The sequence below is a fragment of the Planctomycetia bacterium genome (assembly GCA_034440135.1).
Taxonomy (GTDB): Bacteria; Planctomycetota; Planctomycetia; order Pirellulales; family JALHLM01; genus JALHLM01.
In genome coordinates, this window is the sequence record JAWXBP010000066.1 from 1 (window position 1) to 13,392 (window position 13,392).

General features: G+C 62.4%; 8 protein-coding genes. 6 read left to right on the forward strand and 2 right to left on the reverse strand.

Annotation, left to right across the window (positions count from 1 at the left end):
* Positions 1-93 precede the first annotated feature (93 nt).
* A complete protein-coding gene (locus SGJ19_03715) occupies positions 94-2,760 on the reverse strand; it encodes a hypothetical protein (GenBank protein MDZ4779342.1) in 2,667 nt (888 codons plus the stop codon).
* A gap of 368 nt (positions 2,761-3,128) precedes the next feature.
* On the opposite strand from SGJ19_03715, the gene SGJ19_03720 reads away from it, so the two are divergent.
* The gene (locus tag SGJ19_03720) at positions 3,129-4,202 is read left to right on the forward strand and encodes an Mrp/NBP35 family ATP-binding protein (protein MDZ4779343.1); all 1,074 of its coding nucleotides are present in this window, start codon (positions 3,129-3,131) and stop codon (positions 4,200-4,202) included.
* Between the two features lie 241 nt (positions 4,203-4,443).
* Here the strand turns inward: SGJ19_03720 and SGJ19_03725 are convergent, their stop codons facing one another.
* The gene (locus SGJ19_03725) at positions 4,444-6,237 is read right to left on the reverse strand and encodes a hypothetical protein (protein MDZ4779344.1); all 1,794 of its coding nucleotides are present in this window, start codon (positions 6,235-6,237) and stop codon (positions 4,444-4,446) included.
* Positions 6,238-6,592: 355 nt separating this feature from the next.
* Between SGJ19_03725 and ilvB the strand changes: the two genes are divergently transcribed.
* The 5 genes from ilvB to SGJ19_03750 all read left to right on the forward strand — a co-directional run.
* Positions 6,593-8,323 carry a biosynthetic-type acetolactate synthase large subunit gene (gene ilvB / locus SGJ19_03730; GenBank protein ID MDZ4779345.1) on the forward strand — a complete coding sequence of 577 codons (1,731 nt, stop codon included), beginning with the start codon at positions 6,593-6,595 and terminating at the stop codon, positions 8,321-8,323.
* A gap of 259 nt (positions 8,324-8,582) precedes the next feature.
* The gene (locus SGJ19_03735) at positions 8,583-11,120 is read left to right on the forward strand and encodes a DUF3656 domain-containing protein (GenBank protein MDZ4779346.1); all 2,538 of its coding nucleotides are present in this window, start codon (positions 8,583-8,585) and stop codon (positions 11,118-11,120) included.
* 200 nt (positions 11,121-11,320) lie between these two features.
* The gene (locus SGJ19_03740) at positions 11,321-12,220 is read left to right on the forward strand and encodes an aminotransferase class IV (GenBank protein MDZ4779347.1); all 900 of its coding nucleotides are present in this window, start codon (positions 11,321-11,323) and stop codon (positions 12,218-12,220) included.
* A 267-nt stretch (positions 12,221-12,487) separates the two neighbouring features.
* Positions 12,488-13,066, forward strand: a complete 579-nt coding sequence (locus tag SGJ19_03745; GenBank protein ID MDZ4779348.1) for a sigma-70 family RNA polymerase sigma factor — start codon at positions 12,488-12,490, stop codon at positions 13,064-13,066.
* A 14-nt stretch (positions 13,067-13,080) separates the two neighbouring features.
* On the forward strand, positions 13,081-13,392 hold a 312-nt coding region (locus SGJ19_03750; GenBank protein MDZ4779349.1), incomplete at its 3' end, for a hypothetical protein.

The window sequence follows — 13,392 nt, forward strand, 5'->3', positions numbered from 1 at the left end:
CGACCGAGCGCACCTTCAGCCGGGCCTTGCAGGTTGTGCATTCGACGCTGAATAGTTCCGGCGCGATCGGGGCGAGCGCGGGGGAGCCTTCCGTCATGGCGATTCCAATTCCGGCGGCAGCGGTTCGCCGCGTTGTGCGGCGGCTGCACGCGTGGTCACGACTAGGACCTCTTCCTCGGTCCCTGGGGATGTCCGTACCAGATATACTAATCTACCTGCTGGATCCGCCTTTTTCAGCACCGTGCGCAGAATTTCCCCGACGGGCCGATCCTGCTCGTTCAAATCGCGGATCGGCTGGTTCTTGGTGATCCCGTCGATTTTCAGGTCGTTTCCCTCGATTAAGACGCGAAAACCAGCGTCTTCCGCCAGCAGGTTCAGCGTGGTCTCCAACGAATTATTGGGGAAACTGAGCGTTGTCCGGGCGGACAGTTTTTCCGCCAAGGTTTTAGGATGGTCCGCCGCGGGTGTCGCCGTTGACGGGCTGTCCTGGCCGAGCGGCGGTTCGCGGGCCGCGAGGTAGCTGGCCAGGTAGAGATTGTGGACCGCGCCCGGCGGCAGTTCGCTACGGACTACGAGGTGCTCGTCCTCCGCGCCGAGCCGCGTGTACGAGGCTAGCACCTGGACCATCTGTGGGAACTGCATCAGCACTTTGCGGCTGTGCGGGATGAGCGCCCGGGTGGCGAGGAAGTCGCGCGTGCTGTTCGTCGCGGAGTCGAGCAGCGCGCGCCAGGCATCGGCGTTCAGGCGAACTGACAGGGTTGGGTCGCCGACAACGCGGATTTCGAAAAATGCGCTCTCATCAAAGCGGGCCAGCGCCATGACCGCGCGCGATTCGCGCCCGAGCCAATCTTCCAGCAGCGGCCAGATGGGTTCGGCGGCGGACGATGAGTACTGCCGGCAGGTTTCATAGAGATAGCTGGGCGCGGCGATGACGCCGAGCTGCGCATCGTCGGCCGTGAATCGAAGCAGCGATTCCATTTCGCGTCGCAACACGGGCGGCGCTCCCGCCGACGCAACGACTTCGTCAATCAGCGCCGGATCATTGCCTGGCAGGCTCAGCATGATGGGCTCGTCGCTATTTTTTGTCGGGCACACCAGCACGCGACCCTTAAAGGTTCGCGCAACGTGCCCGGTCGGCGCTTCGCGTGGGGCGGACTCTGCAAGTGCGCCGAAGCTTACGATCGTCCATGGTTGCGCCGGCCGGACTACCGCTATGACCGGAATCGCGCCTTGACTCTCATCAAGAAAAGCGAGTGTGAGTTGTTCTATGTCAGCGAGCGGAATCCCGGTGATGGCCGGCAACGTCTCGTTCCACCAAGCGCCGCTGGGCCCAGGCAACGCCGCGAGTCGTTCGCCTTCCGCGGTGGCCAGCAACTCGCGCGGACGGAGTTGAACAATCAGCTGTGCGCCGGACGGCACGTAGGCCAAGTTCCAAGGCGCACCTTGCAGCGGCCTTTCCCACAGCGGCTCGCCGAAACCTTGGGCCTTGTCGTCGGGCGACACGTCGACGATTGTTTCGGTTGCGTTCGGTTCCGACGGTGTGACGTCATGCGCCACGGGAGGCGTGGGAACGGCCAGGGGCGCTGCGTCGAAGTATCCGGATTGCCAAACGCCTACGCCAGCAATGACGCAAAGTATGACGCCGGCGACGCCCAACAGCCGGGCGCGACGTTGATCGCGAACTTTTTTTGCTCGTAGTTGTTCGACGAGTTGCGCGGCCGAAGGCGTCGACAAAATGGGCGCGGCGCTGGTTGAGGGCGCAACGTCGATCTTGATCGCCGGCCGCTCCGACGCGCCGGCTAGAACTTGCTCGCCGGTCCAGGGGGCAAGCAGAGCGGCGAATTCTGCGGAACTGGTAGGCCGCATCGAAGATTGCGTGGCTAAGCAGCGCATCACAACTTCGGCTAACGGCGCGGGAACCGCCGGATTCAGTTGATCCGGCGGAATCGGCGATTCGTTCGACTTGAACGGCAGCTGGCCGGTCAGTAGCTCGTATAACACGCTGCCGAGCGACACGACGTCGCTGGCGGGAATTGCAGCGCCGTCAATCGCCGTTAGCGGTTCCCGCGCGAGCGGAAAGCCAAGCAGTTTGGTGTGTCCTTCCGCGTCGATCCAAATGTTAGCCGTGGCGATCGCGCCATGCGCGACGCCGGCATCGTGCAGCGATGCAATCGCTGCGGCCGCAGCAGCGACGAACTGGCACGCGCGATCGCTAGGTAGGACGCGCAGCACGCGGAGGCGCTCGCTCAGCGGTTCGCCCCTGACTTCGTCGATCACAAAGAACTTGAACGGTCCGGCGTCGATCCATTCGCGGCCCACGATCAATCCCGGGCCCGCATGCTGGCGCCAGCGGTCGAGTTCATTTTTCAATCGGGCGACGATTTCGGGGCGCTTCAAATCACGGCCGACCACGAATCGCAGCAAGACGATCTGGTTGGAGTCAGCAGCGCGACCGCGAAAGAGTCCTGTTAAGGGGCCTTCCTCGATCGGTTCCAGAATGACGTAGTTTCCGAAGCGAAACGGGCCGGATTGGCCGGCCAGCAAGGCCTTGGCGTGATAGCGCGTCAGCACGCCCTGCCCGATCAGCCATTTGGCGAACGGTCGGGCGTCCTCGACGCCCCCTTCGCGCGGCACTTTTTGAAAGGCCTCGCGGACTCGCTCGTAGCGGTCCGGCGGCAACAACCCGCTTTCGTCCAGCAGTCGCCAGAATTCCTCCAGCGAAACTCGCGAACGGGCGGATCGCGACGGCTCGGCGGGCATGGGCGAAAAGTTCCTGGGGCGAAAGGCTAGTGGCCGCTGACTATTCTAGTCTGTAGTCCGGCGCTGTGGCCAAGCCAAGCCCAGGGAAGGCCCTCGGAAGTCCAAGGACGCATGGCGTTACACGTGGCTCGGTCGGGAGACCGGCCACAACAATGGGTTCGCGCCAAGCCCAGGGAAGGCCACCGAAGTCTTGCTAGGTGGCCACGACTTCGAGTGCCTTCCCTGGGCTTAACGTTGGACAGCGTGGATGTACAAACTCACTCAAGGCCCCCGTTCCGCCAAGTCGGGGGCTACGCGAGAGGCGCTTGCCACGCGTAGAATCTCGTGGTCGTCGACTCTGCCCAACATCCGTCCGTGAGCGTATTGCAATGTCCGTTTCGTCTGAAGCCGTGAAAGCTTGCCTGGCCGAATTCAAAGATCCGGAGACGGGTCGAAGCGCTGTACAGCAGGGACAGATGCGCGAGTTTCACCTCGACGGCACGAGTCTTACCGTTACGTTGGGGCTGACCACGCATTCGTCTCCGCTCAAGCAAGACGTGCGCCAGGAATTGACGGAGAAGCTGCTGGCTCGATTTCCGGAATTGACGGAAGTTAAGGTCGAGTTGGTCGTCCATCAGCGGCCGCCGATGCAACTGGGCCAGATCGGACTGACCGCGAAGAGCGTCGTGGCGGTCGGTTCCGGCAAAGGAGGCGTCGGTAAGAGCACCATCGCCGCCAGCATCGCCTTCGGCTTAAAGCGACTGGGCTGCCAGGTCGGGCTGATGGACGCCGATATCTACGGCCCGAGTGTGCCGCAGTTGCTTGGTCTCAGCGGCCGGCCGGAAATTCGCGACGGCAAGATCACGCCCGCCAATCTCGACGGGCTCAAAGTGATGTCGATGGGCCTGCTCGTCGATCCGGACCAGGCGGTCGTCTGGCGCGGGCCGATGCTGCACGGGGCGATTCAACAGTTTTTGCGCGATACCGCCTGGGGAGAGCTCGATTACCTCATCATCGACATGCCGCCGGGCACGGGGGACATCGCGCTCACGTTATCGCAGTTGTTGCCGCTGTCCGGCGCGGTCGTGGTCTGCACGCCGCAGGACGTGGCGCTGCTGGACGCCGTGAAAGCCATCGCGATGTTCCGGAAGGTGAACATCCCGATTCTCGGCATGGTCGAAAACATGAGTTACTTCCTCTGCCCCGACAACGGCAAGCGCTACGACATCTTCGGCCACGGCGGCGCGCGGCAACGCGCCGAAGACTTACAGATCCCCTTCCTCGGCGAAGTGCCGATTCAGATTCAGATGCGCGTCAACGGCGACGAAGGCAAAATCGCCGGCAACTTCGACGATCCGCAGTCAGCGCCGCATTTGGAGCGCATTTGCTACCAGTTGGCGAAGCAACTCGCTCGGCAACAGACAGCAGGCGCGGCACCGCTACCGTCGCTCAGCGTGCTGTAGCGCTAAAAAGGTAAACAGTAGGGCGGGACGTGCAAGCGCTGGGCTGATTGTGCCAACGCAATTCTTAAGAGCCAGGAAGTCGGCTTGACACCCCAAAGTAAGGCCCGCCGGGCGCGCTAATCGGCGGGCCTTACATTTCGCATTCAACGAACTAAATGCCGTGCCGACGTCCATTGCCTCCCGATGTGCTTACGTGTGCGCGGCCCGCCCTACAGCGTCCCATTCAACATTCAAGGATTCGTCATTCATTCGAAATAGTTCGTTGTCGCTCTTTGTCTTGCTCGGCCTTGGCTGCTCGAAATCGTTCCAAGGCGCGCAGCAGCAGTCCCGACTCCGGGTCCGCCGCAGCGGCTTTTTCTTGCGTTTTGATCGCGTTGTGGAAGTCGCCGAGTGCGAAGTAGCAGTGGCCTAACGTGTCGAGGTAGCCAGGGTCGTTGGGGCTGAGCTCCAGCGATTTGAGCGAGCAGGCCAGCGCTTCCTGGCGGTCGCCGTCGGTGTTGGCGAGTAGCCAGGCGAGTTGGTTATACGGCGTAGCGTCGCGCGAGCTGTCGCGAATTACCATCCGCTGCAATTCGGCGGCTTTGACGATCAGTCCGCGCACGCGTTGCCGTTGGTCGTCGGTCAGTCCCTCGTGGCGATGGAGTGCGATCAGCACGTCCAGGTCGGATTCGTCCGCGTTGAGGGCCGCGAGCAGTTTTTCGGACGCCGCGGCGGGATCGGTCTTCGCCGCTTCGGTCGCTTCGCAGAACAACATGCGGGCCTGCATCGACGCTGGGTCGCGCATCCGCAGCGTTTCGGCGATGCGGGCCTGTGGCGGCGCTTTTTCCACGGCGTCGAGCGCAGCTTTGAGCGATGCAGCCGCGGCCAGATTGTCTCCGCGGTCGTAATACGCCTCGGCCAACAACACGCGGGATTCCAGCACGTGCATCGCTTCGGGCGGACCGGCCGCCACGACTTTTTCCAGTTCGCGAATCGCGTAGCGCCGCATCGCCAGCGCGGTGAGTATGCGGGCGACCTGGTAATGCCGGGCTGGATCTTCGTCGTACAGTGCGAGGGCTTTCGTCACCAACGCTTCGGCCTGCTCGGGCGCGCCTTGACGTTCGCGCGCGGAGGCCAGGCGGTAGAGCAGAATCGCGTCGCGCTCGATGCGATCGTCAAAGCGGCGCTGCAACTCGTCGAGCATGTGCCAGGCCTGACGATCGGTGAACCACTGGACGAGTTCCTGCAACGATTGGTTCGTGCCAGGGTCGAGCGCCACGAGCCGGCGCATGGCGACGTCCGCCTCCTCGCGGCGGTCGAGTCCTTGCAGCCATTCGGCTTGCACGCGAATCATCGCGCGAATGAAATCGACGTGCGAACGCTGCGGGAACGTGCGAAAGGTTTCCTGCTCCGCTTCGACCTGCTTGCCCCAGGCGTCGATCGCGGCCGCCGGATCGCTTTGCCGGTGCAGCGCGGTCCGCATCCAATCCGCGCCGGGTCGATTGCTTTGCCCCAGCGTGCGTTCGACCACGGTCACCACATCGTCGCCGAGCGCCCCTTGCTTGGAAAGGCTCTCCACGGCGCGAATCCCGGCCTGTTTCGATCGCAACTGGGCGTTTTCGAAACGCACTAAGCGCGCGAGCGCCGGCAGCCCTTCGCCATTGGGGAGCGCGGCCAGGGCCTCGATGGTTTGCTTGCGTAGCCGATCATCGCCCTGGGCATAATTGGCGAGGATTCGCTTGACTTCGGCGCTGTCCGTCGCCGCGGCCCATTCGACTTGCATGCGGCGTACCAGGTACCGCGCCCGGGCGGCAATCTCGGGATCGTCGCCAGCTTCGGCCTCGGTAAGCAGGTCGAAGGCCTCGAAGCCGAACGCCTCGATCGTCTTTTGGGCCGCCTCGCGCTCGTCGTAGTCGGCGCTCCCGAGCTGCTGGATCAGGGCGGGCAACTGGCTGAGATCGCCCGCGGCAGGGTCGCTGGAGGATGCGTCCTGTCCGAACGAAGGGACCGTGACCGACAACAGGAGTAGCGAGGTGAACAGCAGGCGTTGCGACATATCGAACCTATGAGGCGAGGAAAACCGGCGCCCACAACAGTGCTTGGAGTAAGTGTATCGCCTAAGCCGGCGGATCGGCTATTCGAGCCACGGAATCCGAGAGAACCTAGCTGACGTTTGTCTGTCTATACTCAGCCAACCGAAACACGGCGGTGCCACCCATTCTGGTGGTATGCCAGGGGAAAGGGAGTGGACGAACAGTTGCAGAACCCTCGGCCACCACGTAGGTTAGAGGGTTCCGATACGGAAGGCGCTCGATGTGCGCGCCGGATGGAAACCTGGAAAAAGTGCCTTTGATGCGGAGGGTCGAACTCGAGTGGCTACCAGCGTGAAACCTCAAACGGCGTCGCAGATGATGTCCGGGTCCGATATTGTCGTCCGGTCGTTGATCAATCATGGCGTCGAGATGATCTTCGCCTATCCGGGCGGCGCGAGCATGCCGTTGCATCAGTCGCTGACCAAGTTCCGCAACAACATCCGCACGATTCTCCCGCGCCACGAGCAGGGCGGCGCGTTCGCCGCGCAAGGATATGCTCGCTCGACCGGCCGGCCCGGCGTCTGCATGGCCACCAGCGGTCCTGGCGCGACGAATCTCGTGACGTCGATCGCCGACGCCAAGCTAGACAGTATTCCGCTGATCGCCATCACCGGTCAGGTGAAGACGGCCGTGATCGGTACCGACGCATTTCAAGAAACGCCGATCGTCGAAGTCTGTCGCGGTATCACCAAGCACCACTATCTGGTGACCCACGTCGACGATGTGGCCCGAGTGATGCGCGAGGCGTTCCACATCGCCACGACCGGTCGCCCCGGCCCGGTGTTGGTCGACGTGCCGAAGGACATTCAGGAAAACATGACGGCGCCGGATTTCGAAGCGCCGATGAACTTGCCGGGCTATCGCGTCGACAAGCGGTTGGCGCACCCGGGGCAGATTTCGCAGGTGGCCTCGGCGATCAAGCGCGCCAGGCGGCCGGTGATTTACGCTGGCGGCGGCGTGATCATGGGGAACGCCTCGGACGAATTGCGAACCTTGATCAAGAAGACTGGCATCCCCGTCGCGATGACGGTGATGGGGCTGGGTTCGGTGCCCAACGAAGACCCGTTGTCGCTGGACATGCTCGGCATGCACGGCAGCGTATATTCGAACTATGCCGTTGAACAATGCGACCTGTTGCTGGCGTTCGGCGTGCGGTTCGACGATCGCGTGACCGGCAAGGTGGCCGAGTTCGCCAAGCATGCGAAGATCGTGCATATCGACGTCGATCCGTCAGAGCACAACAAGAACAAGGTCGCGCACATTCCGATCGTCAGCGACATCAAGTACGCGCTCGGGGAATTGAACAAGATCGTCGAAGCGCCGGAGGATATCGCGGACTGGCTCAAGCAGGTGGCGGCCTGGAAGCAGGCGGACCCTCTCACTTACGACAAAACCTCGCCGTACATCCTGCCGCAGCATGCGATCTCCGAGTTGTCGCGCCTCGTGAAAGACAAGGACGCGTCGGTGTCGGTTGGCGTAGGCCAACACCAGATGTGGACGGCCCAGCACTTTAAGTTCCGCAGCCCGCGCTCGTTCCTTTCCAGCAGCGGCCTGGGCACGATGGGCTTCGGGCTTCCCTCGGCGATGGGCGTGCAAGCGGCCCACCCGGGGCGCTTGGTCATCGACATCGACGGCGACGGCAGCTTCCTGATGAACGTCCAGGAGTTGGCCACCTGCTACTGCGAAAAACTGCCGGTCAAGGTGATGCTGCTCAACAACCAACACCTGGGCATGGTCGTGCAATGGGAAGACCGGTTCCACGAAGGAAATCGCGCTCACACGTACTTGGGCCCGGTGGACAATCCTGAGGCGGTGGGCCAAGGGGACGGTTACACGCCGGAAACCCGTTATCCGGATTTCGTGACCATCGCCAAAGGCTTCGGCTGCGGCGGCCGGCACGTGAAAGAGAAGTCGGAACTGATCGACGCGCTGAAGGAAATGATCGCCTACCCCGGCCCCTTCGTTCTGGACGTCCAAGTGCCGTACCAGGAACACGTGCTGCCGATGATCCCCGCCGGCCGCACCGTGCGGGATTTGATCAAGGAATAGCACGGTTTTAAGAAAATCGCTCAATGCCCGGGGAGATGATCCCCGGGCTTTTTTATTTGGAAACGACCTATGGGAGGCGTCTCCGACGCCGATGGAATTGACGTTGATTTCAGAAAGCGGTCGGCGATTCTGGACGCCGTTCGCTCCCAATCGACGTCGGAGACGCCTCCCACAGGCTTACATCGATGCGCCGATAGCGTGACGCCCAGCGAAGGTCTATTCTGAAGGCTTCGCTTCCTGTTCCGGTTTTGCCCAGCTTATGCCTGATTCTCAATCGCCTCCACTTGCTCGTTCGCGACCGGAACTACTGGCCCCGGCTGGCGATCATGACTGCCTGCGCGCGGCAATTGAGAACGGCGCCGATGCGGTCTATTTTGGGCTCGATCACGGATTCAATGCTCGGGCAAGGGCGACGAATTTTCAGCTCGATACCATCGGCGACACGATGGCGCAGTTGCATCGCCGCGGCGTGCGCGGCTATGTGACGATGAATACGCTGGTGTTCAGCGACGAGTTGGAGGAAGTGGAACGGACGGCGCGGCGGTTGATCGAGGGAGGCGTCGACGCGCTGCTGGTGCAGGACGTCGGCCTAGCGCGATTGCTGAAAACGCTCTGCCCCGAGTTGCCGCTGCACGCGTCGACGCAAATGACGATGACCTGCGCCGAGGCGATCGAAGCGGCGCGATCCTTGGGTGTGGAGCGCGTGGTGCTCGCGCGGGAATTGTCCTTGGAAGAAATTCGCGAGATCGCCGCCGGGACGACGATGCCGCTCGAGGTGTTCGTCCATGGAGCGCTGTGCGTGGCGTATTCTGGTCAATGTTTGACGAGCGAATCGCTCGGGGGACGGAGCGCCAATCGAGGACAATGCGCCCAGGCCTGCCGCTTGCCGTACGACTTAGTCTGCGACGGACAGGACGTCGATCTGGATCAGCAAAAATATTTACTCAGCCCGCAGGATTTGGCGGCGTACGATCTGATTCCGGAGTTGATTGACATTGGCGTCTGTTCGTTCAAGATCGAGGGACGCCTCAAGACGCCGGAATATGTCGCGAACATCACGCGGCACTATCGGAAGGCGATTGACGAGGCGCTCGCCGGGCGGGCCGCCGAATTCGCGGCGCAGGACGTCGAAGAAATGGAGCTGAGCTTTTCGCGCGGCTTCTCGCACGGTTGGTTCGATGGCAACGATCACAAGAAACTGGTTCCGGCGCTCAGCTCCGCCAAGCGCGGCGTGCCGCTGGGAATGATTCACGACATCCTGCGGCAGAGCGTCGTCGTGGAACTGCGCAGCTCCGTACGTCGCGGCGATGGCATCGTGTTCGACGCCGACCGCGCCACCGAGGATGAACAAGGCGGGCGCGTCTACGAAGTACTCCGCGCGGGAGTCTCGCTGACGGAGGCGGTGCGCGAGGGACTCGTCGAATTGACATTCGCGCATGGCGCGATCGATTTCGACGCCCTGTCCGTTGGCCAACCCATCTGGAAAACCGATGACCCGCAATTGACGACGCGGCTGCGGAAATCGTTCGAAGGCGGCACGCCGCGCCGCCGGTTGATGATCGATGTGGAAGCGACGGCCAAGGTGGGCGAACCGCTACGGGTGACGGCGCGCACGGAGCAAGGGCACACGGTCGAACTGGCCTCGCCCGACCCGCTAGCGGAGGCGCGCAAGCACCCGCTCACCAGCGCGGTGCTGGAAGAGCAGCTCGGCAGGCTGGGCGGGACGCAGTTCGAGCTGCGCAGCGTGCGCGCGGAAATTGACGGCGGCCCCATGCTCCCGCTGAGCGTGTTGGGCAAGCTGCGGCACGAAATGGTGGCGAAGCTCGATACGTGCGCGGCGCAACCACCCCAACGAATTCCCTGCACCGAAGCGGTATTGCCGGCGTTGCGAGCTGAGTGCGCGCAAAGGGCACAGAGCCAAGCGAGCGTGTCGCCGGACACGTTGCACGTACTTTGCCGCGGCATGTCGCAGGTGCGCGGCATGTTGGAATTAGGCGTTCGGCATTTGTATGCGGACTTCTCCGATATTCGCGAGTATCGCGATGCGGTACACGAGGGCCGGCAGGCCGGTGCGAAACTGTTTCTCGCCACGCCGCGGATTCAGAAACCGGGCGAGTTGGGCATCTTCACCGCGATGGCCCGGCACGAGGCCGATGGCATTCTGGTGCGCAACCTGGGTGGACTGGATTTCTTCCATTCGCGCGGCGTGCCGGTCGTCAGCGACTTTTCGTTGAACGCGACGAACGAACTCACCGTGGACTGGTTGCGCGAGCGCGGCGCGGGGCGCGTGACTGCGTCATACGATTTGAATCGCGATCAGTTGGTGGCGCTCGTCAACGCCGCGCCGGTCGAAGCGCTCGAAGCCGTGATTCACCAGCATATGCCGATGTTCCATATGGAGCATTGTGTATTCTGCTCCGTGCTCTCTCCGGGCACCAACAAGCACAATTGCGGCCGGCCCTGCGATACGCATCGCGTCGAACTGCGCGATCGCGTCGGCATGGAACATCCGCTCACGGCCGACGTTGGCTGCCGCAACACGTTGTTCAACGCCACGCCCCAAAGCGCTGCCGAAGTCGTGCCGGACTTGCGCACGCGCGGCGTGCGGCATTTCCGTATCGAATTACTTACCGACCAGCCGCTGGAGGAATGGCGGCAGTTGCTGCAACTCTACCAGGCGCTGCTGGAAGGCCGCGCCACAGGGCGCGACGTCTGGAGCCAACTTCGCGCGGCGAACCGCGTCGGCGTCACGCGCGGCACACTTGAGGAACGGCGGAATCCGTTGGCGATTATTTGAGAAGAAGGAGGTGGAGTAGGTGGAGTAGTAAGTAGGTGGAGTAGTAAGTAGGTGGAGTAGTAAGTAGGTGGAGTAGTAAGTAGGTGGAGTAGTAAGTAGGCGAAGTAGAATCTGATGTGCGGCGTCGAATGTGAATCCGCGGCTAGGCGAGACTACTTCACCTAGTTCACCTACTCGCCACTCCACTTACTTCTTTCCCCATGCTCCAAACCTTCAATCCTCTCAACCGCGACCTGATCGTCAACATCAATGGCCGGCTCGTGCATCGGGACGAGGCGGGCGTGAGTCCGTTCGATTCGGCGGTGCAGGGCGGAGACGCCGTGTGGGAAGGGCTGCGGCTCTATCGCGGCAGGATTTTCAAGCTGCGTGAACATCTCGATCGCTTGCGCAGTTCTGCGTTGGCCTTGGCCTTCGCGACGATTCCTGCGCACGACGAGATCATCGAACAGATTCGCCGCACGCTGGCCGCGAACTCGATGACGGACAATGTCCATCTCCGGTTGACACTCACGCGCGGCGTGAAGATCACCTCCGGCATGGACCCTCGGCTCAATCAATCGGGACCGACGTTGATTGTGCTCGCGGAACACAAGCCGCCGGTGTACGACGCGACCGGCATTTCGTTGGTCACCAGCAGCGTGCGCAGGTTCCCGCCGGATTGTCTCGATCCGAAGATTCACCATTGCAATCTGATTCAGTCGATCCTCGCCAAGATTGAAGCCAACGTGGCCGGTGCGGACGATGCGCTGATGCTGGACACGCACGGGTTTGTGGCCGAGACGAACGCAACGCATGTGTTCATCGTGGATCGCGATGCGGTTGTCACGAGTCGCCTGGTGGCCTGTCCGGAAGGCATTACCAGGGCTACTGTCCTGCAACTTTGCCAGCAACATGGCATCCCAGCGGCGGAACGCGATCTGACGCTCACCGAGGTCTATCGCGCGGACGAGATGTTCTGCACCGGCACAATGGGCGGGCTGACTCCAGTGATTAAGGTCGATGGGCGCACGATCAGCACCGGTAAGGGCGGGCCAATCGCGGGCCGATTGTCGCAACTCTATGCGGAACTCACAGCGACCGAAGGGGTTTCGATGGTATGAAGCGCCGCTCGGCGCTGGCGTGGGCCTCGATTCCCATGGATAATGCGACAAGGCGTCCTGGCGATTCGGAGTTGCCCGCGAAACTCACGAAAAACGCGAAAGCATTGATTGACGTCCCGCAACTGTCCGATTGAATGGCCTGGTGTTCCGCGTTATTTTGCGTGTTTCGCGGGCACCTCTGAGTTGTCAGAACCTTCGTAGCGGTAACATTGCAGGGAACTTCGCGCTTGGCCGATGGGGCGATGAAATCCTGGGCGTGGAAAGCCGATGTCGACGACGCATCCAAGTCTGTTGATCCGAGTCCGTGACGCGCGCGACGTTGCGGCGTGGAATGAGTTCGTCACGGTTTACGCGCCGCTGGTCCATGCGTATCTGCGTAAACGCGGCGTGCAGGATGCGGACGCCGCCGATATCGCGCAGGACGTGATGCAATCCGTGTCCACGTACATCGGCCGCTTCGATTACGATCCGGCGCGCGGCGCGTTTCGCGGTTGGCTTTATCAGATCACGCGCAACAAACTCCGCGACTGGTCCGATAAGCGAAAGCGGCAGGCGATCGGCGCCGGGGACACGCAGGCATTGCAAGCGCTGCACGAATTGCCCGACGCGCAGGAGGAAGAGGCGTGGAACGAGTTGCACGCCTGGCAGTTGTTTCATTGGGCGGCGGAAAAGGCGAAGATCGATTTCCGCGACCAGACGTGGAACGCTTTTTGGCGCACGTCCGTGCAGCATGAGTCCGCCAAAGTCGTTGGCGAGCAACTCGGCATGACGGCCGGCGCGGTGCATGTTGCCAAGTGCCGCGTGCTGGCTAGGATCAAGGAGTTGCTGGCCGACGTGGAACCCTAGCGGGGCGGTTGCCGATGGACGAGTCGCGATGCCCGGACGATGCGTCCCTCGGCGAGTTGCTGCGAAGTTCTGAATTGCAGCGCGCGGACAACTCGTTGGAGAGCCACGTCGGCGAATGTAGGCGATGCCAAGCGCGGCTCGAAGAACTGGCCGGCGCTTCATCGGTGCAGGCGGCGCAGCACGCGCGCGACGCCTTTGCGTCCTCCTCCGCTTCGCCGTTTCTCGATCAGGCGATGCGGCGTTTGATCGAACCGAGCGCTGGCATGACGCCGGGCCCGAGCGCTACCGTGCGGCAGCCGCGCCTGGAGCGTTACGAAGTGCTGGGC

Excerpts from the sequence above, each read along its gene's own strand:
- SGJ19_03715 (MDZ4779342.1), bottom strand. The coding sequence starts at position 2,760 with ATGCCCGCCGAGCCGTCGCGATCCGCCCGTTCGCGAGTTTCGCTGGAG.
- SGJ19_03720 (MDZ4779343.1), top strand. The coding sequence starts at position 3,129 with ATGTCCGTTTCGTCTGAAGCCGTGAAAGCTTGCCTGGCCGAATTCAAA.
- SGJ19_03725 (MDZ4779344.1), bottom strand. The coding sequence starts at position 6,237 with ATGTCGCAACGCCTGCTGTTCACCTCGCTACTCCTGTTGTCGGTCACG.
- ilvB (MDZ4779345.1), top strand. The coding sequence starts at position 6,593 with ATGTCCGGGTCCGATATTGTCGTCCGGTCGTTGATCAATCATGGCGTC.
- SGJ19_03735 (MDZ4779346.1), top strand. The coding sequence starts at position 8,583 with ATGCCTGATTCTCAATCGCCTCCACTTGCTCGTTCGCGACCGGAACTA.
- SGJ19_03740 (MDZ4779347.1), top strand. The coding sequence starts at position 11,321 with ATGCTCCAAACCTTCAATCCTCTCAACCGCGACCTGATCGTCAACATC.
- SGJ19_03745 (MDZ4779348.1), top strand. The coding sequence starts at position 12,488 with ATGTCGACGACGCATCCAAGTCTGTTGATCCGAGTCCGTGACGCGCGC.